This is a genomic window from Companilactobacillus mindensis DSM 14500 (assembly GCF_001434275.1).
Taxonomy (GTDB): Bacteria; Bacillota; Bacilli; order Lactobacillales; family Lactobacillaceae; genus Companilactobacillus; species Companilactobacillus mindensis.
Genome location: NZ_AZEZ01000083.1, coordinates 284 through 18,737, shown reverse-complemented (window position 1 = coordinate 18,737; position 18,454 = coordinate 284). Strand labels below are relative to the sequence as shown.

The following is an 18,454-nucleotide window of genomic DNA, read 5'->3' as shown; positions in this document are numbered from 1 at the left end:
CATTGCTACGACTTAAAAATTATCCACCAAAACCGGCTGGCTAATTTTCAAGTCTAGGCAATTGCTCGAAATCTAATCAAGCTTGTTTCACTTTCATGATTTTAAATTGTTTCCAAACCGTCATGTTTGGGCTTAGGGTAAGATTGATCCAAAAGTTCCAACTCGTCGGCAGTAAAATTGATTTCTGTAGCCGCAATATTGCTCTTCATATGTTCGACTGAGGCTGTCTTAGGAATACTCAAAAGATCGTGATTACGTAAGACCCAAGCTAACAATAATTGATGGACCGTTACATGTTTTTGTTGCGCCATTTCTTTTAATACTGGTTTGATCTGTAAGTATTCGCTGCCATCGGAACCAAAAGGTGAGTAGCCGACAAAAGACATCTGTTGCTGCTTTTGCCAAGGTAAAATTGAATACTCTATGCCACGACTGCCAATGTTGTAAAGATCTTCATTCAGACGACAATTTTTACCATTGGGTAGTGAGATCAGTTCTTGTAAGTCGTCGAAGTCAAAGTTGGAAACGCCCCAATTTTTGATCAAGCCTTTTTGGACCATTTGTTCTAAACCACTGATGGTCTCGCCCAAAGGAGTATTGCCACGCCAATGTAATAGGTAAACGTCTAAATAATCAGTTTTTAAACGTTTGAGACTGTTTTCGAGACTGGTTTGAATCAATTTGGGTGTAGCGTGATAAGGATAAAATTTGGAGATCAACTGAAAACTATCACGTTGATAGTCTTTGATGACGTTACCGATCAGAGTCTCTGACAAGCCTTCGCCGTACATTTCAGCGGTGTCGATCACGTTGATGCCATGGTCCAAACCGTATTTGATAGCAGCCATTTCTGAAGTTGTTCTTTGTTGGTTTCCTTCGCCAATGTGCCAAGTACCGATGCCGATAGCGGAAGTTGTTTGTTGATTGAAGGTAATAGATTTCACGATGATTCCTCACTTTCAAAAGCTTAGATTGAGATACTATTCACATTATAAAACTTATCCGAATCGTTTGAAAACTATGCTGACTTGTTAATTACCGTAAGTATGGTAGGACTTGATCCAGCGATTCAACCATGTGAGTAGGCAAAACAGTGGTGTCGGGAAGATCCTTGGGACGATTGACCCAAATCGAAGGCCAGTTCATTTTATCGGCCGGGATAATGTCGCTGGAATAACCTTGTGCAATATGGAAGTGATTCTTGGGAGTCAATCCGTAGTAGTTTTCGATAATTTTGAAGAATTTCAAATCGGGTTTATACGCGTGTACATCTTCAGCCGTCCAGACGTCAAAGGGAACCTTGAGAGCTTTAACATTGGCATCGATAATATCCCATGAAGAGTTGGACATCATGATCAATTTGTAGCCTTGGTCGATGAATTTCTGTAAAGTGTTGATTACTTCAGCAAATGGCTTCAGACTGCGATGAGCAATCAAAACATCAACGTAATATTTTTCAAATTCATGAGTCAAATCAAAGAGATAGTCTAGATGAATCAAATTATTTCGTGTCAAAATTGCATAATCCAAATAGGGATGCATATTGTTACGATCGTCTTGATAAGCTATAAAACGTTTGCAAGCTAGTTTAGGATCGACGCCGATTCTTTTAGCAATAATTTCGATTTCTGCATAAGTGTTTTCTTCATTCAAGAGTGTGCCATAGCAGTCAAAAGTGAGATATTTTTCCATCATTTAGATGACCTCGATTATAAATTTATTTGTTAAATTCATCATATCATTTTGAAAGAATAGTTATTGAGTAATTGTATCTTTGACATAACGTCAAAGAAAAATTCCAATAATAAAAGATCCCAGTAGAATTAACCATTAAATGGCTGTTTTGCTGGGATCTATTTGAGATTTATCATTTTACTTCAACCAAGTAAAGACTTTATCGATATTCTCGCTCCAAGTTTTCCAAGAATGATCGCCCACGACAGGCATAAAAGTGTAACGATCTTTGGCATGAATACTGAGGAAGTTTTTGAACATTACGTTGTCTTCATGCATGAAATCGGCATCGCCACAGAGGGTGAGAATCTTTTGTTTCGGCTGACGACTGTTGAAGATATTTATCAGTTGATTGTGAGCTAGTTTTTCAGGGCTGTCGAAGATACTGTCAAAAGTTTCTTTAGCCATAGGGCTCTTAGGATTGTTGCGGAAATGTTCAATATCGGTGATCGGTGAAAGAGCGGCTACCTTGCTGAATTTGTCAGGATTTAAAAAGGCGATTTTCAAAGCACCATAACCACCCATACTCGATCCGACGATAAAGTTGTGCTTGGGATCAGTAGAGATCGGCAAGATATGTTGCATCTTAGGAATGAATTCATCTACGAAGTAAGAGTAATAGGGGATGAAGTTTGAATCAGAGTAAAAGGCATTACGTGCTTCGGGCATAATGATGGCCCAATTGTACTTACGAGCCAACTGTTCGATATTGACGTGTCTGATCCAAGCGGTGTCATCGCCAGTGTAGCCATGCAATAACCAAACGGTCGTATAGTCGGTTTGGTTGGTGTCGGGTAAGACGACCGTAGTTTTGAAATAAGTGTGCAGATAATTTGTACGATAACTAAGATTCATTAATACCATAATTCAACCTCGAAAGATAATATTTATTAATTTAATGATAAATGTCGTTGAAAATAATGTCCAACAAAGTCCATTAACGATGTTCATATTGGTATTTCTTGAAGTATAGGTAGTTAGTGTAAAGTTGTAGGGTATCGGTCAGATCGTGCAAATTGAAACCGAAGTATTCGGCGATGTTATTCAAGCGATAATTAGTCGTGTTGCGATGGACTTTCAGAGCTTGCGAGGTCTCGGTGACGTTGCCATTGTGTTTGAAGTAGCAATCTAAGGTTTCCAACAGTTCTAGTCCGGATTTAGTTTTAAGCAGACCCTTGAAACTATCGAGCGTTTTACTTGAACAAAGATTGCTGTTTAATAAGTGATCTAAGAAATTTATTTGCTGGAAGTAGTAAACATCAGTCAGTTGTAACTCTTGACTGACCTTGATCGTAGCTTGGGCTTGTTTTACAGCTTTTTGCAAATTGGCAGTTTTGTCACTGATACCGACAATCAATTGATTTTCTCGACAGAATTTGAGATAGCGGTGCAGTTCGTTCTCACTTTTAGTGATGATCAACTCTTGTTCAGGTGTTTTGTTGAAGGAAAAATCACTTGCAGCAATAGTCAGATTGGAATTGTTCGTTGATTCAATGATCAGAGCGTAACGTTTAAGCGTCAAATCGATCCCCAAAGTTTGGGCTCGAAGTTTCAGTTCCGTATCGGCGTTGGGATCGTTACTGTTGACCCACTGATAAAGAAAGTGATTGAGGGTCTCTTTTTGTTGATTGTTATTGAGTTGAGAAATGAGTAATTCAGTTGAGACTTTTAAGAGAGAAGCCAGTGGGGTAACTTTCTCGGGGTCACCAGTGATACCAATGACACCGATCGTTTGACCGTGAAATTCAACGGGAATATTAACGCCCGGTTGTCCATACTTCCCGAATGATTCCACCATCGGTTTGGTCTTGCCACTTTGAATCGTATCGATTGCACCAATGTGTAAAGTATTGATACGTTCTTTATTGCCACTAGCAATGATATAGCCTTTCTCATTCATCATATTGATATTATAGGGGATGTTTTCCATCATTTTGTCGACAATCGATTGTGCCAAAACAGGATCTAATTTCATAATTCAACTTCCTTGTTCAGTATTATTCAAACTTTCATGAAAACGGTAAAATCAAAATTTGTGCAGATAAATGTTTTGAATATTTTTTAAATTATAAAACATTGATTTATCAACGAATTATAATCTTTTTTGCATTGGTTTACAATATTATTTGTGCATCTGTACATTGATTTACTTGTGATGACAATGTATCATACATTCGTTAATTGATTGTTAAAGAATTAACAATCACATAGCTTTTATGAGGGAAGGATGTTTTAAAAAGATGGTTATTGCTTGGTGGGCAGCACTCTTAGGGCTGCTTTTGGCAATTGGATTGATTCTGTTTCGAGTGAATCCAATCTATGCTTTGATTTTTGGTGCAATCGTAGGTTGTTTAGTTGGTGGGATGTCACTTGCTCAAACGACTGATACGGTTGTTAAAGGTAGTTCTGGTGTTATGGGAACAATTATCCGTGTCATTGCTGCTGGTGTCTTGGCCGGAGTAATGATGGAGTCAGGAGCTGCCAATGTTATTGCTTCAAGTATCGTCGATCGATTCAGTGATCGTTTGGCTATTTTAGCCTTAGCTTTGTCGACGATGGTTTTAACTGGAGTGGGGATCTTCATTCCTGTCGCCGTCTTGATCGTGGCACCGATTGCTCTAGAGGTCGGTCAAAAAATGCATTACAGTAAGCTTTCATTATTAGTTGCCTTATCTGGTGGGGGTAAAGCTGGTAATATTATTTCGCCAAATCCCAACACGATTGCAGCTGCCAAAGGTTTCAATGTCGATTTGTCGCAAGTGATGATTGCGGACTTTATTCCGGCACTTGTCGGGTTGGTTGTGACAGTACTCTTAGCTAGTTTGCTTAAAAATAAAGGTGAATTTGCACCAATTACCGAAAAATTTGTTGCCAAGAAACAAACAGATCTACCTAGTCTCAAGGCAGCCATCGTTACGCCTTTAGTAGCGGTAGTTTTGTTATTGATCACGCCAATTGGCGATATTTTAAATATTAAAGCTTTGGCTTCCTTTAATTTGGATGCAATGTATATTTTGCCAATTGCTGGTTTAGTGGGGACTTTGGCCATGGGTCAAGGGAAAAAATTCCTACAATATATGCAAAAAGGTTTAGCTCGGATGACGGATGTCGTAATGATCTTGATTGGAGCTGGTGCGATAGCTGGGTTAGTTTCAGCTTCCAATTTGCCTCAAAAAGTAGTTGAAATCGTTCAAGCTTCAGGGATTTCGGGCACGTTCTTAGCTCCAATCGCCGGAATTTTGATGGCAGCGGCAACAGCTTCGACTTCAACCGGGGTCATCTTGGCTTCGAATTCCTTCAGCAAGTCGATCCTTTCATTTGGTATTTCTGGAACTGGTGCGGCCGCAATGGTACACACTGGGGCCACTGTGATCGACCAATTGCCACATGGTAATTACTTCCATGTAACTGCTAAAGCGGTCAATATGCCGTTTAAAGAGCGAATGACAGTTGTGTTCTGGGAAATGTTAGTTGGACTTTCAATGACAATTGTCGCAACATTGATGTATGGAAATTTGTTTTAGAGGTGGAAGTATAAATGAAAATCGTTTTAGCTCCAGATTCATATAAGAATTCTTTGACAGCTAAAGAAGTTGCCAATTCAATGCGTTGTGGTTTTGAAAAAGTTTATCCAGAGGCTGAATATGTCAACGTACCAATGGCTGATGGTGGCGAAGGGACTGTGCAGTCGTTAGTTGATGCCAAAAATGGCCAAATGGTCACGGAGACGGTTGTCAATCCTTTGGGTAATGAAACTGATGCTCAATACGGCTTGATCGACGATGGTTCCGTAGCGGTAATCGAAATGGCTCAGGCCAGTGGCATTCAATTCATCAATCGGTATACGCAAAATCCTTATGTAGCCACTACATTTGGGACTGGTCAGTTGATCAAATCGGCCGTTGAACACGGAGCCAAGACGATCATTATCGGTATCGGCGGCTCGGCGACAAATGATGGGGGAGCTGGTATGGCTCAAGCTTTAGGAGCTCATTTGTTGGATGACAAAGGTGAAGAATTACAATATGGTGGTGCCATGTTGTCAAAATTAGCTAAAGTTGATGTTTCTGAATTGATGCCAGAATTGGCTGACGTTAAAGTTATCATTGCTTCTGACGTTACGAATCCTTTGACAGGTGAAAATGGTGCTAGTCACGTATTTGGACCACAAAAAGGTGCTAATCCCGAAATGGTCGACTTTCTCGATGAATCATTGTCGCATTATGCCCAGATTTTGAAACGTGATTTGAATAAGGATTTGGAAAACGTTCCTGGAGCCGGGGCTGCTGGTGGTTTGGGTGCTGGATTATTGGCCTTTACGAACTCAGAAATGCGTTCAGGAGTCGATATTGTGGTTGATTACACTAATTTACAGACAGCAGTAAAAGATGCTGACGTCGTCGTTACTGGTGAAGGACAGATCGATTTCCAGACTAAATTTGGCAAGACGCCTATCGGAGTGGCCAAAGCTACTAAAGCGGTCAATCCCAATGCCACGGTGATTGCAATCGCTGGTTCAGTAGGCGAGAAGATCTCTGAACTTTATCCATTAGGCATCGATGCTATCTTTACTTGTGTACCAGGAGTAGAGGAGCTTTCAAAAGCCATTCAAGATACAGATAAGAATCTTCAACAAGTTTCTGAAAATATTGCTCGTTTGATTAAAAATACGAAATAAATTTATTCACTAAATATGTAGCATAAGCGCGGAACAGCACTCAACTTCTTCCGTATAATAACAAAACCCTCAATATTCGCATTATGAATATTGAGGGTTTTTAATTACAATTTGTGAGATTAAGCAAATACTCAGAATCTAACCGGTTTGTTTCGCTCTTTATCTGAAACGAGCTACACAAACCAGCTTCCTGCGTTTTGCTACATCTGTCAAATCACTCGCAAAATCGGCGAGCAATTCGACAGATTAGGCAAATACTCAGAATCTAACCAGTTTGTTTCACTCTTTATTTTAGTTTCATATAAAGGATGGGATAAGGATTGTTTAAATCGTCTGTGGGAGTTCTTTTAAAGGTTTCAAAACCCATGTGTTCGTAAAATCCCACTGCTTGGGGATTCTGTTCGTTGACGGTCAATTCTGTGACGTGTAACGTATCGATGCCATAGGTGATCAATTTCTTACCTAAGCCTTGTCCACGCTTATTTGAATCGACGAATAACATTTCGATCTCTTGTTCAGCAGTCCCCAGAAAGGCTACGGGAATGTTTTTATCTTCAGCGATGATTAGGTGTGGAACGGAGTTTAGAATCTCAGGTAAACTGGCTTTAAAATTCTGGATAGCTGGTTCAGTTAAGAAATGATGGGTGGCACGGACGGCACTTTCCCAAATAGTTACTAATTGAGAGATCAGTTCGGGAGTGCGGTCGGTAACTTCGATGATTTTCATAATCTTTCTCCAATTTTAATAAAAATTTTGCCAAGTCAGATTTCACAAGTTTACTTTTAAAAAATAAAAAGCGAGTTATTCGACTTGTCAATTCAGTAGTAGTTGCGTGATACTAAAGACAGAATGTTTTTAGCTGAGGTGATTAAATTTGAATAACGAAATCAAGTATATTATGAGTGAGCTAGAAGTAATATATGCTTTCTATCAAGATAAATTTAGTTTAAAACGCATCAAGGCCTATATTTTGAGTATGCCGGAAGGATCCAAAATCGTCAACGTCGAACCTGGTCAAGTATCGATCTACGATCACATGGTGACTCTGCCGATTGCTGACTTCAATGATACAACTGATTCAGTCAGTTTGTTGCAGCTGAGTCACACGATGGTCAATAACCGTCAAGGGTTAGATTTGGACGATGATGCCGAAAGAATCGTCGAATTAGTTAATCGTTTGATCAAACTTTTAGGATAATTCACAGACACTAAAAAAGCTAGTTGCCAACCGCAGATGTTGGTAACTAGCTTTTCTTTATATGTAATTCATTTGAGGAGGTTTTGAATGGTGTTTCAAAGGTTCTAATGAAATTAAATTAGATCAAGTTTGCGACTTGCATTAAGATAGGAACAACGATAACGAAAAGAACAGTTGAAGTTGTAACTAAGTTAGTAGCATAGTCGACATCACCGTGAGCTTGGTCAACTAAGATTGGCAGAACAGCTAGACCAGGAGCAGCTGATTGGATGATGAATGAATTTGATTCGATAGTTGGTAGAGAACTACCCATCATTGAACCACCGATCAAGATAATACCGATCATGATGATTGGGGCAATAACGAATCTACCAAGTAATGCTAAGACTGTATCGCGGTCGAACTTGATTGACTTCAATCCAGCATCGGCCAAAATGATACCAATGTAGATAAGTGACATAGGTGTAACGATACCACCGACCATGTCAAGAGTCTTGTTGATCCATTCTGGAACAGGGATAGCCAAAAGCAAGAAGACAAGTGAGACTAAGAAACCAACTAGTGGAGCAGGAAGTAATTTCTTCCAGTTGAATTTCTCTTTTTTAGCGCCTTTTTCAACAGTTGGATCATCGTTGGAGATGAAGAAGATACCAACGGCCCAAGTTGAAATTGTGTTCATAACATAGTAGATAAGGAAGTAAGGTAAACTCTTTGTACCAAATAGGGCCATGTTCAATGGTAAACCGATGAAAATTGTATTAGCATTGACGAACATGTTAATAAAGGTACCACGACGACCTTTTCTAATACGGAATACTTTTGTCAAAATGTAAGCGACGATGTAACCAATCGTAAAACTGGCAAAAGTAAAGATCAAACCACCAGATAAACTGGCTAACTTGTCTCGGTTCAAGTATTTAAGAACGGAAACGAAGATTGAAGCAGGTAAAGCAATTTTCATAATAATGAATGAGATGTTACCCTTGAACTCGTCACCTAGACGACCGGACCCTCTAAGCCAGTATCCTAAGGCAATGACAAGAACGATTTCGGCAACACTTTCAAGTGAAGTGATGAATGCAGCCATGAATAAATTTCCCCTTTATTTGACAAATATTTTAATTAGTATTTAGGTTCCCATTTAAGATCAGCAACGGCTTTTTTAGCATCTGTAGCTGAAGATAATTTTTCGTCGATAGCTTCTTGAGCAACGCCGACAGCAACAGTCATACTGAATTCATCTAGTTTTGAAACTGGAGGAAGTACAGCAGCACCTGGTTGTGTAGGGTCAACGATTCCACCCAATGAGTGAGCAGCTTTGTTGATCATACCGTCTGAAAGCAACTTAGCGTCAACGGCAACTGAGCCAAGACCAAGACCTGGGTAAACCAAAGCGTTGTTAGCTTGACCAATGTGGTATGTAACGCCATTGTATTCAACTGGTTCAACCGGAATACCAGTAGCGATAAGAGCCTTACCGTCAGTCCATTTCAAAAGATCTTCAGCTTTAGCTTCTGCTAATTTTGTAGGGTTTGAAAGTGGGAAGATGATTGGACGTTCTGTGTGAGCAGCCATTTCTTTGATGATTGGTTCTGTAAAAGTACCAGGTTGTGTTGATGTACCAACAAGGATAGTAGGGTGAACTGCTTTAACAACAGCTTCCAAGTTTGTTAGTTCGTCAGCATTGGCAAATTCACTACGTTGTCTTGTAAATGGCTTTTGTTCTGGTGTTAGGTCTTCTGTATCATCGAACAATAGACCTTGTTTGTCGACTAGGTAGAAGTGTTTCTTTGCTTCGTCTTCTGAAAGACCTTCTTCAACCATAGCATCGAAGATTCTCTTAGTGATACCAGCACCAGCAGTACCAGCACCGAATGATAGATAAACTTGATCAGTAAGCTTTTCTTTAGAAATATTCAAAGCACCAAGGATACCGGCAAGTGTAATGATACCTGTACCTTGAATATCATCGTTGAATGTCAAGATCTTGTCTTTGTACTTGTTCAAAATGTTAGCAGCATTACTACGGCCAAAGTCTTCAAAGTGAAGATACATGTCAGGAAACAAATCTTCAGCAGTTTCAACAAATTTGTCAACGAAGTTGTAGTACTTGTCGCCAGTAACACGTTGGTGGTGGTTACCCATGTAAAGATCATCGGCAAGCAATTCTTTTCTGTTTGTACCTACATCAAGCACAACAGGAAGAACTGACTTAGGATCAAGACCAGCAGCGGCTGTATAAACCATCAATTTACCAACAGAGATGTCAACACCTTGGACACCCCAGTCACCAATACCAAGAATACCCTCACCATCAGTAACAACAATCAACTTGATATCACGATCTTTAGCGGCGTTCTTTAGTGAAGCTTTGATATCTTCTGGTTCATCGATTGATAAGAATGCAGCATTTTGTGGATCTAAGAAGAAGTGACTGTAGTTTTCAATTGTGTCAGCAATAGTTGGATCGTAAACAACAGGCATGAATTCATTAACGTGTTCACTGAACAACTTGTAGAACAAAGTAACGTTTTCGTTGAACAAGTCCATCAAGTACATTCTCTTAGCTAAGAATGTTTCTTTAGCAGAATAGTTTTCATAAGCTTGTTCTACTTGTTGATCCAAAGTTTGAACAAATGGAGGCAATAAACCTTCAAGCTTGTTTTCTTTTCTTTCTTCCTTTGTAAAGGCAGTACCTTTATTCAAGAAGTGATTATTTAATAAATCTAAACCTTCGTATTTCATAAAAAAATTCCTCCTAGATTAACTTTTTTAACCAGCTAGGACATTACCGTAAATTAATTATTTTGTTTAATCGAAAATCATAAATAAAATTTACAAATAATGAATTTCAAAAATATCATTATTGGCATAATTATTTAACGGAATGTCTCTTAATTAACTTTCGTGATTACTATAAACCCTTATAAAAAATATAGTCAAATATGTTATCATTGATAAATAATATTTATAGGTGAGAAAAATGAATTTAAAGGATTATCAATATTTTCAAAAATTATCAGAATTAAAGAATTTCTCTGACACAGCTAACTTCTTTGGTGTCAGTCAACCGACGATCACTTACGCCTCGAAACGACTCGAAGATACCTATGGGATGTCTTTGGTCAAACGTAAGAGTTACGCTAACTCGCTTTCTTTAACTTATGGTGGAGAACAGCTATTGGCTCATATTGAAAGAATTTTACGTGAAAATGATTTGATCAGTGTCGATATGGAACGAATCAAGCGAGAAAAAATCGTTATGGGCTGGCCACCAATTATTACCAATTACGTGATACCAAAGGTTTTTGATCAGTTGAGAGATGAAGATCTGTTGACGGCGATTGAGCCCGTTTCTGATGGTTCCAAAGAGCTACTTGAAAAATTGATCAATGGAGAAATTGATCTTTCTTTTTTGGGAACAACGGTTTTGCCACAAGAAAACCATCTAGATTACCAGTTGATCAAGGAACATCATTTTAAATTTATCGCCTCTGCAAAACGAGATATTTCCAAAATTACTTCTATAGATAAGTTATTTGAAGAAGATTTTATTTCATTGAGTGAAAGTTCAGTCCATAGTCAGGTCTTGCGCCACCTGACAGAGCACTATAATGTCACGCCTAAGACAATGTTTCAGACTGATGATTACAAATTGATGCTCAATCTTGTCAAGGCCGATAAGGGGATCAGCTTCGTTGCTGAAACGGCGTTTCAAGATGTTCCTGGTATTCAAGTGATCGATATGGATATTCAGCTGCCATCATTTTTCATTCTGTTTGTTTATCGTCACAATATGGTCGGTAGTGAAACCTTAGCTAAATTGATGCACATCTTTAAAAATATTTAGAAAATGATATTTATATATAAATAAAACGTGGTGTACAGGTATAGGCCAATAACGTTACAATGAATTCGTCATTGTTATTAATAGATAAATCTGTTAGTAATATTGGTATTTATATCTATATGTTAATGATTAAATGATGTGAGACAATATTATAGGAAGTTGTATCTCATCAATATAATTGTTCCTAATTGTGCTTTTATTATATTATTATCATTTTTTTGAAAATTTATAGATTATATTTTATGGGATAGTACGTGTTTAAATAAGTTTCAAACGTTGTTATTAAGCCGGTTTGACCGGCTTTTTTTAAATTTTATCTATGTTTATAAAAATATGTCCAATTTGTAAAAACTAATGATTTTAAAAGTGATTGTGCTAATATATTAATTGAAGAGGAGATCAAACCTACGTTTCCTCTTTCTTGATAATTTCATGATTATAATGATCGTTAAAAGCGGTTGTCGATTTGATGGTGGTTCCTCCCTGAGCTGCCATTTTTTTGTGCCCAAAATTTGAGAATGAATAGTTAAAACTGTGTTACAGCAATAACAGAGCAGTTTTCTATGGTATAATTTTCTACAATAAGCCATTTAGGAGTTTTTAGAATGAATTACAATGAAAGTCAACAAAAAGAAATTGCTCAATACGCAATCGATCATGACAACAATAATAAAGCTACTGGTGAAAAATACGGAATCTCATATCAACAAGTGGCTGCTTGGGTAAGAAAGTACAAAAAGACACCAACCAAAGCCAAGAAAGCTTCAGCTACTAAGAAGACTACTCAAAAAAAGGCCCCACAAGCTAGTACTTTAGATGTTTTGAACCGTAAAGATCCCGTTTTGGAAGCACAATTGCAAGAAGTTAAAAAGAGATTAGGTTTGATTTAAATGAAAGAAGTCATTTTTGTATGTTTAGGAAATATTTGCCGATCGCCGATGGCAGAAATGATGATGAGACAATTAGTTGAAGAACAAGGTCTCAGTGACTCTATAAAAGTCCAATCAAGATCGACCTCAACTTACGAGATCGGCAACAGTCCTCATCCAGGAGCAATCGCCGAATTGCAAAGACACGATGTTCCAGTCGTCAACCATGTGGCAAAGCAGATCACTGCGACTGACTTTAAAAGTGCCGATTTAATTATTGGGATGGATGAGCAAAATATTATCGATTTAAAACAGATGTCGCCTCGTTTGGATCAGAACAAAATCAAGTTAGCCTACTCGATTTTAGGCAAAACAGAAGAAGTTCAAGATCCTTGGTACGATCAAAAATTTGACCGGACTTATCGTCAACTGAAAGAATTGTTGTCAGCTTGGTTGGAACAATTAAAATAGAATCTCACTCATTTTGAGATGAATCGGTAGAATTCATTTCAGCAATAAGTGAGATTTTTTCGTAATCAAAGTATGATGGATAGTAATAGGTAGATTTGGGGGTCAAGATTGTGACAGATAAACATAATTCCTTTTGGCATAAGCTCCAACAACGGTTTTTTAATAATACGCCGCAGACAGATCCAGTGTGGACGAATGATAAAAATATTTCTGGTCAGAAACCGCGTGTCGACCAAATGAGCGATTTTACGAAGGTTTTAACGGCAGAAAATGTTGAACTCAATCTGTCGTTAAAAACACGTGATGAAGTTTTGAAGAAGTTATCGCAAATGGCTCAAAGTATAGATGAATCACTTGATTCTGAATCGGTCTATGGGCGCTTTTTGTTGCGGGAGCGGGGATGTTCGACGGCTTTAGGTGAAGAAATCGCACTGCCGCATGCAATCGATCAGTCAGTCACTGAATTAACGATGCAAGTCATAACGTTGGATCAGCCGATATTGTGGACGGCCAAAGAGGAAGTTTCCGTTATTATTGCCTTTTTGATCCCAGCTGAAGAAAAAAATTATCAGCACGTCGAGTACTTAGCCAGTGTGGCCTATTTATTACAGAAAAAACACTTTGTCAGTTCCTTGAAGAAGGCTAAAACTGAGGCTGAAATTGTGAAGTTATTTGAAGATAGAGAGAATTTTTAAGAATAATTTTGATAATGCTATACTAAATATATTAACTAAGAACATTGGAGGTTTTATTTTTGAGTCAATTAAGTGTTCTTACAGTTGTAATTAGATTATTGATGGCAGTCGTCTTTGGTGGCGTCATTGGGATCGACCGGGCACACAAGCATCGTCCTGCTGGGATTCGAACTAATATTTTGGTGGGCTTAGGTGCTTGTATTATTGCGATGATCCAGCAAAACATTGCCGCGGATGCATTGGAATTGGCCCGTCAATATCCCCAATTCAAAGGTGTCGTTCGAGCTGACAATGCTCGTCTGATCGCCCAAGTTGTTAGTGGGATTGGCTTTTTAGGCGCCGGGACGATCATCGTTGAACATCATTCAATTCGAGGTTTGACGACTGCGGCCAGTTTGTGGGTCGTGGCTTGTATCGGCTTGGCTATTGGTATGGGAGATTATGTAATTGCTATTGCTGGTTTCTTAGTCGTTTATATTGTGTTAGGATTTTTAAAGAAGATCATTCGTATCAGTCCAGTTCGAAAACTGAAAATCGAATACGTTCACAAAGTAGATACTAAAAAGTTTATCGATGATTACTTTCAGACAAACGATATCACCGTCGAAGGTGTTCGGTTCAGCGTGATTAAACGTGATGATCAAAAAGTCTATACTAATGTCTATTCGATCGACTTTGGTAAAAGCTTGGATTATGTCGACATAGTTGAAGGTTTGTCGATGAATGATAATATTATTAAAGTAGAAACGATCAATGTCTAAAAAAATATTCCCAAATTTGTGTTTGGGAGTATTTTTTATTGGTTGAATTATAACGAGATATTTAAATTTTTAAGTGGGTCTTTATTAATTGTAATTTGTCTAGACCTTTGTTATCTTTGGATTATTGGGGGAATTAAATGATAAGAAGTTTACCGACCAGACTCTTTATGGTATTAGTCTGCACGTTGGCCTTAGTGGTGATTTATTTGTTGTCGCCTGGGAATAAAGTTGTCGGTGGAATCCGTGGGACACAGATGAGCTTAGTGACTAAAGCTAAGCAAAAAACGGCAGCTGAATTCAAACGTGAGCGTAAAGATTATGCCTATGTTTCGTTCGATAACCTGTATTCGAATACGAGTTTGTATTATGGAACTAAGGTTTATCAGACGGGTCACATAAAAAATTTAGATATGGAACATAAATACTTATTAGTCGCACTGGATGGCAATGATCAATCGAGAACTATCAAGTTGAAGTATAATGTCACTAACTTTGCGCGTGAGGACGTTGAGCTCAAAGAGAGTGATCCCATCAAATTTTATGGTCGCGTGTTAACTACTGATAGTTATGTTAATGAAAAGGGACGCGACATAAGTCGTCCGGTTATCTCGGCAGATTTTATTCAACTCAAAAATAACAAACAAGGGGAAAATTATGGCGTTATTTAACGGTGTGACCGACGCTTATTTTGAGTATTTGATGTGTCAAGAACTGCAGCTTTTGAAACAAGAAGAACAACAATTGGATCAATTATATGAAGACTAAAAAAAGCCTAGAACATAATGTTCTAGGCTTTTTACATCAAAAGGGTTCTTGTTAAAGAAATAGTAAAAATAAATGGCATTCACTTAAAAAAGTGATATCAAGACAAGAGAAGTTTATTTTTTATCTTTAAGATTCTTTTTTTTCTTTTGAAGAATTCTTATCTGCAGAATCTACGCGTTTAACGTTTTCTTTTACATCATCGGGAAGAGAGGCAAACTTATCAAACAAACTGCCAAAATCACTTTCACGTTTCACTGTTAGGCCCATCGGTATCAGCCCCTTTCAGTTATCTTTATAATTAAGTACATTATAATTCCTTTAGGTGAAAATGACAATTGTTTACTCAATTATTTTGAAATAAATTAATGAAAGTTACTAAAAAAGAAACGTATAATAGAAGACAGAACATATGGTTGCGTTTGAGTTGACAATTAGATAGATTAAATTAATATAAGATAAGTTCGGATTAATTAAAAAGGAGGGATATCTGTTGGCTACTGAATATCTTGAACATAAGTTGAGCCTATTGCCACCACGTCCGGGGTGTTATCTGATGAAGGATATCAATTCTAAGATCATCTATGTTGGTAAGGCTAAGAATCTCAGAAATCGGGTCCGGTCATACTTTAAGAGTTCACACGAAGGTAAGACGGCACGATTAGTTTCGGAGATCCGTGATTTTGAAACAATTATCACTTCTAATGATAAGGAAGCTTTTTTGCTCGAGATCACTTTGATCCAAAAACATCAGCCTTATTACAATATTAAATTAAAACGTGGTACAGGATATCCCTACATTAAAATTACCAATGAACGTGATCCTAAGATGGAGATCACCGGTTTGGTCAAAAAAGATGGGGCATATTACTTTGGACCTTATCCTAATGTCTGGGCCGCTTCGAATACGTTGAACTTTTTGCAAAAAGTTTATCCTCTGCGCAGATGTCAAGGAAATCTAGGCCGACCATGTTTGTACTATCATATGGGTCAATGTTTAGGTGCCTGTTTCCAAACAGTTCCTAAAGAAAAATACGATCAACAGATCGAAAAAATCAAAAAATTCTTAGGTGGCAACGTTGGCGAAATCAAAAGTCAACTACGCGACCGCATGGAAGATGCATCAAAAAAGATGGAGTTTGAACGTGCTGGGGAGTTACGTGACCAAATAAAGTACATCGAGACGACCGTTGAGAAACAGAAGATCATTTCTAACGACAGTACACCACGGGATATTTTTAATTATTACGTGGAAAAAGGCTGGATTTCAATTCAGATCTTCTTTATTCGGCAAGCTCGTTTGATGAAACGTGAAAAGAAAGTCTTTGCTTGTATCAACACGCCGGAAGAAGAATTATCGACCTTTATTTTGCAATTCTATAACCGTCGCAATCAAGTTTTGCCTAAGGAGATCTTAGTGCCAGATAATTTGGACAAAGACACGCTTTCACAAGTTTTGAATATTCCTTTCCGAACTCCACAACGAGGTCAGAAGAAAGATTTGATGGATATGGCAGCGGAGAACTCCAAATTAGTGCTGCAAGAAAAGTTCCGTTTGATGGAATTGGATAACCGCCAAACATACGGCGCTCAGCAACAAATTTTTGAGGCACTCGATCTACCTTATGGCCACGTTATTGAATCATTTGACCACTCGCACATTCAAGGGACTGATCCGGTTTCGGCGATGGTCATGTTCAAAGATGGACGGCCTGAGAAGAGTGGCTATCGTAAATATAAGATCAAAGGCGAAGTAGAACATCAATCTGGTGCGGACGAAGCTGCCAATACGCGGGAAGTTATTTATCGGCGTTATTCACGTTTGATTAAAGAAAATGGCTCATTGCCTGATTTAATCCTAATGGATGGTGGTATCATTGAATTGCGTGCTGTTATAGATGTTTTAAACAATGAATTAGGAATAGATATCCCAGTTGCCGGGATGGTCAAAGATAATCACCATAATACGTCGCATTTGATTGTAGGCGAAGATGGCGTAGAAGTGCCATTGGACCGCAAGAGCCAGGGATTCTATTTATTGCAGCGGATTCAAGATGAAGTGCACCGGTTTGCTATTACTTTCCACCGCAAGACCCACAGTAAAACGGCACTGTCATCGCAACTGGATAATATTCAAGGTGTTGGTCCTAAGACGCGAACGAAGTTGTTGAAGCAATTTGGTTCGGTCAAAAAAATGAAGGAAGCCTCAGTCGAGCAGCTGACTGATTTGGGGATTCCTAAGACAACAGCACAAACAATTAAAATAACTTTAGCTAGTACCGATTTTCATAAAAAGTATCATAAAGGTTAAATTGGGGGACATTATATGATTACATTAAAATCAGAACGAGAAATTGAGGGCATGCGTGAATCAGGTAAGATCTTAGCTGGCGTACACTTAGGTTTACGTGACATGATCAAACCGGGTATTTCAGCTTACTCAATTGAAGAATTTGCTAACGATTATATCGTCAAACACGGTGCCACACCTTCCGAAAAGGGCTTCGAAGGCTACAAGTATGCTACTTGTGTCGATGTCAACGATGAAGTTGCCCATGGTACGCCCCGTAAAGATTTGATTTTACAAGAAGGCGACTTGGTCAAAGTTGATATGACAGTTAATTACAAGGGTTACGAAAGTGATTCTTGTTGGAGTTACGCAGTTGGTTCTGTGACTCAAGAAACTTCTGATTTGATGGAAGTTACTAAAAAATCACTTTATCTAGGAATTGCTCAAAGTGTTGAAGGCAAACGACTAGGTGATATTGGTTATGCTATCCAACACTACACTGAAGATGAACACGGTTATGGTGATGTTCGTGAACTCTGTGGTCACGGAATTGGACCTACAATGCACGAAGAACCAGATGTCTTGCACTATGGTGAACCTGGTAAAGGTCTACGTTTGAAGAATGGTATGACGATCACAATCGAACCAATGATCAATGAAGGTACTTGGGAGATCGTAGATCGTTCATTAAAGGATCCTAACGATGACTGGATCTACTATGCTAGTGCTGACGGTTCATGGTCTGCTCAATATGAACACACTTTGGCGATCACTGCTGATGGTCCTAAGATCTTGACTTCTCAAGATGCTGCAGAAGATGAAAAGTATCTCAAGTGGGCTCGTGATTATCTCAAGGAACACAAGCAAGCTTAAAGAATAGAATTTAATTAATTTTCAAATATAAAACGAGCTCTGATTCTAAAAATGGGTTATTTTTCAAGTTTGGTTGTTCACTGCCGTCTTCCATGAAATTCTGGTGGACGCTGGAACGCAGTGAGAGCAACTTAGAGCCAATTACAGTTCAAATTGTCTCTAAGCTTGTCTGTCTCTAACCTGGCAAAGGACGGAGGTTGCTGAAAAAGTATTTCCCGAAAAATAGGATCCCCATTTTGGACTTAAATAAATACAATTTTAGGTGTTTTGCA

Annotated in this window: 19 protein-coding genes; 11 read left to right on the top strand and 8 right to left on the bottom strand. The window is 38.3% G+C overall.

What is annotated here, in order from left to right:
• Positions 1-101: 101 nt before the first annotated feature.
• From FD29_RS07535 to FD29_RS07520, 4 genes are all read right to left on the bottom strand, one after another.
• Complete coding sequence (locus FD29_RS07535; protein ID WP_057888330.1) at positions 102-944, bottom strand: aldo/keto reductase; 843 nt, start codon at positions 942-944, stop codon at positions 102-104.
• Between the two features lie 91 nt (positions 945-1,035).
• A complete protein-coding gene (locus FD29_RS07530) occupies positions 1,036-1,695 on the bottom strand; it encodes an HAD family hydrolase (RefSeq protein WP_057888329.1) in 660 nt (219 codons plus the stop codon).
• A 177-nt stretch (positions 1,696-1,872) separates the two neighbouring features.
• Entirely contained in the window at positions 1,873-2,598 is a 726-nt protein-coding gene (locus FD29_RS07525; RefSeq protein ID WP_057888328.1) for an alpha/beta hydrolase, read from the bottom strand.
• Positions 2,599-2,671: 73 nt separating this feature from the next.
• Positions 2,672-3,709, bottom strand: coding sequence for a CdaR family transcriptional regulator (locus FD29_RS07520; RefSeq protein ID WP_057888327.1), 1,038 nt, complete (start codon positions 3,707-3,709; stop codon positions 2,672-2,674).
• A 265-nt stretch (positions 3,710-3,974) separates the two neighbouring features.
• Here FD29_RS07520 and FD29_RS07515 point away from each other — a divergent pair, with 265 nt between their 5' ends.
• Both FD29_RS07515 and FD29_RS07510 read left to right on the top strand, forming a co-directional pair.
• The gene (locus tag FD29_RS07515) at positions 3,975-5,258 is read left to right on the top strand and encodes a GntP family permease (RefSeq protein ID WP_057888326.1); all 1,284 of its coding nucleotides are present in this window, start codon (positions 3,975-3,977) and stop codon (positions 5,256-5,258) included.
• Positions 5,259-5,272: 14 nt separating this feature from the next.
• Complete coding sequence (locus tag FD29_RS07510) at positions 5,273-6,412, top strand: glycerate kinase (protein ID WP_057888325.1); 1,140 nt, start codon at positions 5,273-5,275, stop codon at positions 6,410-6,412.
• 286 nt (positions 6,413-6,698) lie between these two features.
• On the opposite strand, the gene FD29_RS07505 is transcribed toward FD29_RS07510, so the two are convergent.
• Positions 6,699-7,139 carry a GNAT family N-acetyltransferase gene (locus FD29_RS07505; protein ID WP_057888324.1) on the bottom strand — a complete coding sequence of 147 codons (441 nt, stop codon included), beginning with the start codon at positions 7,137-7,139 and terminating at the stop codon, positions 6,699-6,701.
• Between the two features lie 148 nt (positions 7,140-7,287).
• On the opposite strand from FD29_RS07505, the gene FD29_RS07500 reads away from it, so the two are divergent.
• Positions 7,288-7,611 (top strand): hypothetical protein, encoded by a 324-nt coding sequence (locus FD29_RS07500; RefSeq protein ID WP_057888323.1) that lies wholly within the window; start codon positions 7,288-7,290, stop codon positions 7,609-7,611.
• A gap of 118 nt (positions 7,612-7,729) precedes the next feature.
• Here FD29_RS07500 and FD29_RS07495 read toward each other — a convergent pair whose 3' ends face one another.
• Positions 7,730-8,698 carry an AEC family transporter gene (locus FD29_RS07495; protein ID WP_057888322.1) on the bottom strand — a complete coding sequence of 323 codons (969 nt, stop codon included), beginning with the start codon at positions 8,696-8,698 and terminating at the stop codon, positions 7,730-7,732.
• A gap of 35 nt (positions 8,699-8,733) precedes the next feature.
• Positions 8,734-10,356 (bottom strand): malolactic enzyme, encoded by a 1,623-nt coding sequence (locus FD29_RS07490; RefSeq protein ID WP_057888321.1) that lies wholly within the window; start codon positions 10,354-10,356, stop codon positions 8,734-8,736.
• Between the two features lie 238 nt (positions 10,357-10,594).
• On the opposite strand from FD29_RS07490, the gene FD29_RS07485 reads away from it, so the two are divergent.
• The 6 genes from FD29_RS07485 (at position 10,595) to FD29_RS07460 (ending at position 14,925) form a co-directional block, all read left to right on the top strand.
• The gene (locus tag FD29_RS07485) at positions 10,595-11,461 is read left to right on the top strand and encodes a LysR substrate-binding domain-containing protein (protein WP_057888320.1); all 867 of its coding nucleotides are present in this window, start codon (positions 10,595-10,597) and stop codon (positions 11,459-11,461) included.
• Positions 11,462-12,066: 605 nt separating this feature from the next.
• The gene (locus FD29_RS07480) at positions 12,067-12,351 is read left to right on the top strand and encodes a helix-turn-helix domain-containing protein (RefSeq protein ID WP_057888319.1); all 285 of its coding nucleotides are present in this window, start codon (positions 12,067-12,069) and stop codon (positions 12,349-12,351) included.
• Entirely contained in the window at positions 12,352-12,801 is a 450-nt protein-coding gene (locus FD29_RS07475; RefSeq protein ID WP_057888318.1) for a low molecular weight protein-tyrosine-phosphatase, read from the top strand.
• A gap of 110 nt (positions 12,802-12,911) precedes the next feature.
• Positions 12,912-13,496 carry a PTS sugar transporter subunit IIA gene (locus FD29_RS07470; protein ID WP_057888317.1) on the top strand — a complete coding sequence of 195 codons (585 nt, stop codon included), beginning with the start codon at positions 12,912-12,914 and terminating at the stop codon, positions 13,494-13,496.
• A gap of 101 nt (positions 13,497-13,597) precedes the next feature.
• Positions 13,598-14,257, top strand: a complete 660-nt coding sequence (locus FD29_RS07465; RefSeq protein ID WP_057888340.1) for an MgtC/SapB family protein — start codon at positions 13,598-13,600, stop codon at positions 14,255-14,257.
• 137 nt (positions 14,258-14,394) lie between these two features.
• Positions 14,395-14,925: a hypothetical protein gene (locus FD29_RS07460; RefSeq protein ID WP_057888316.1), complete on the top strand. Its 531-nt coding sequence runs from the start codon at positions 14,395-14,397 to the stop codon at positions 14,923-14,925.
• A gap of 223 nt (positions 14,926-15,148) precedes the next feature.
• Here the strand turns inward: FD29_RS07460 and FD29_RS11415 are convergent, their stop codons facing one another.
• Positions 15,149-15,289 (bottom strand): SPJ_0845 family protein, encoded by a 141-nt coding sequence (locus FD29_RS11415; protein ID WP_157049392.1) that lies wholly within the window; start codon positions 15,287-15,289, stop codon positions 15,149-15,151.
• Positions 15,290-15,512: 223 nt separating this feature from the next.
• Here FD29_RS11415 and uvrC point away from each other — a divergent pair, with 223 nt between their 5' ends.
• Positions 15,513-17,330, top strand: a complete 1,818-nt coding sequence (gene uvrC / locus FD29_RS07455; protein WP_057888315.1) for an excinuclease ABC subunit UvrC — start codon at positions 15,513-15,515, stop codon at positions 17,328-17,330.
• Positions 17,331-17,345: 15 nt separating this feature from the next.
• Positions 17,346-18,182: a type I methionyl aminopeptidase gene (map, locus tag FD29_RS07450; protein ID WP_057888314.1), complete on the top strand. Its 837-nt coding sequence runs from the start codon at positions 17,346-17,348 to the stop codon at positions 18,180-18,182.
• The last annotated feature ends 272 nt before the right edge of the window (positions 18,183-18,454 follow it).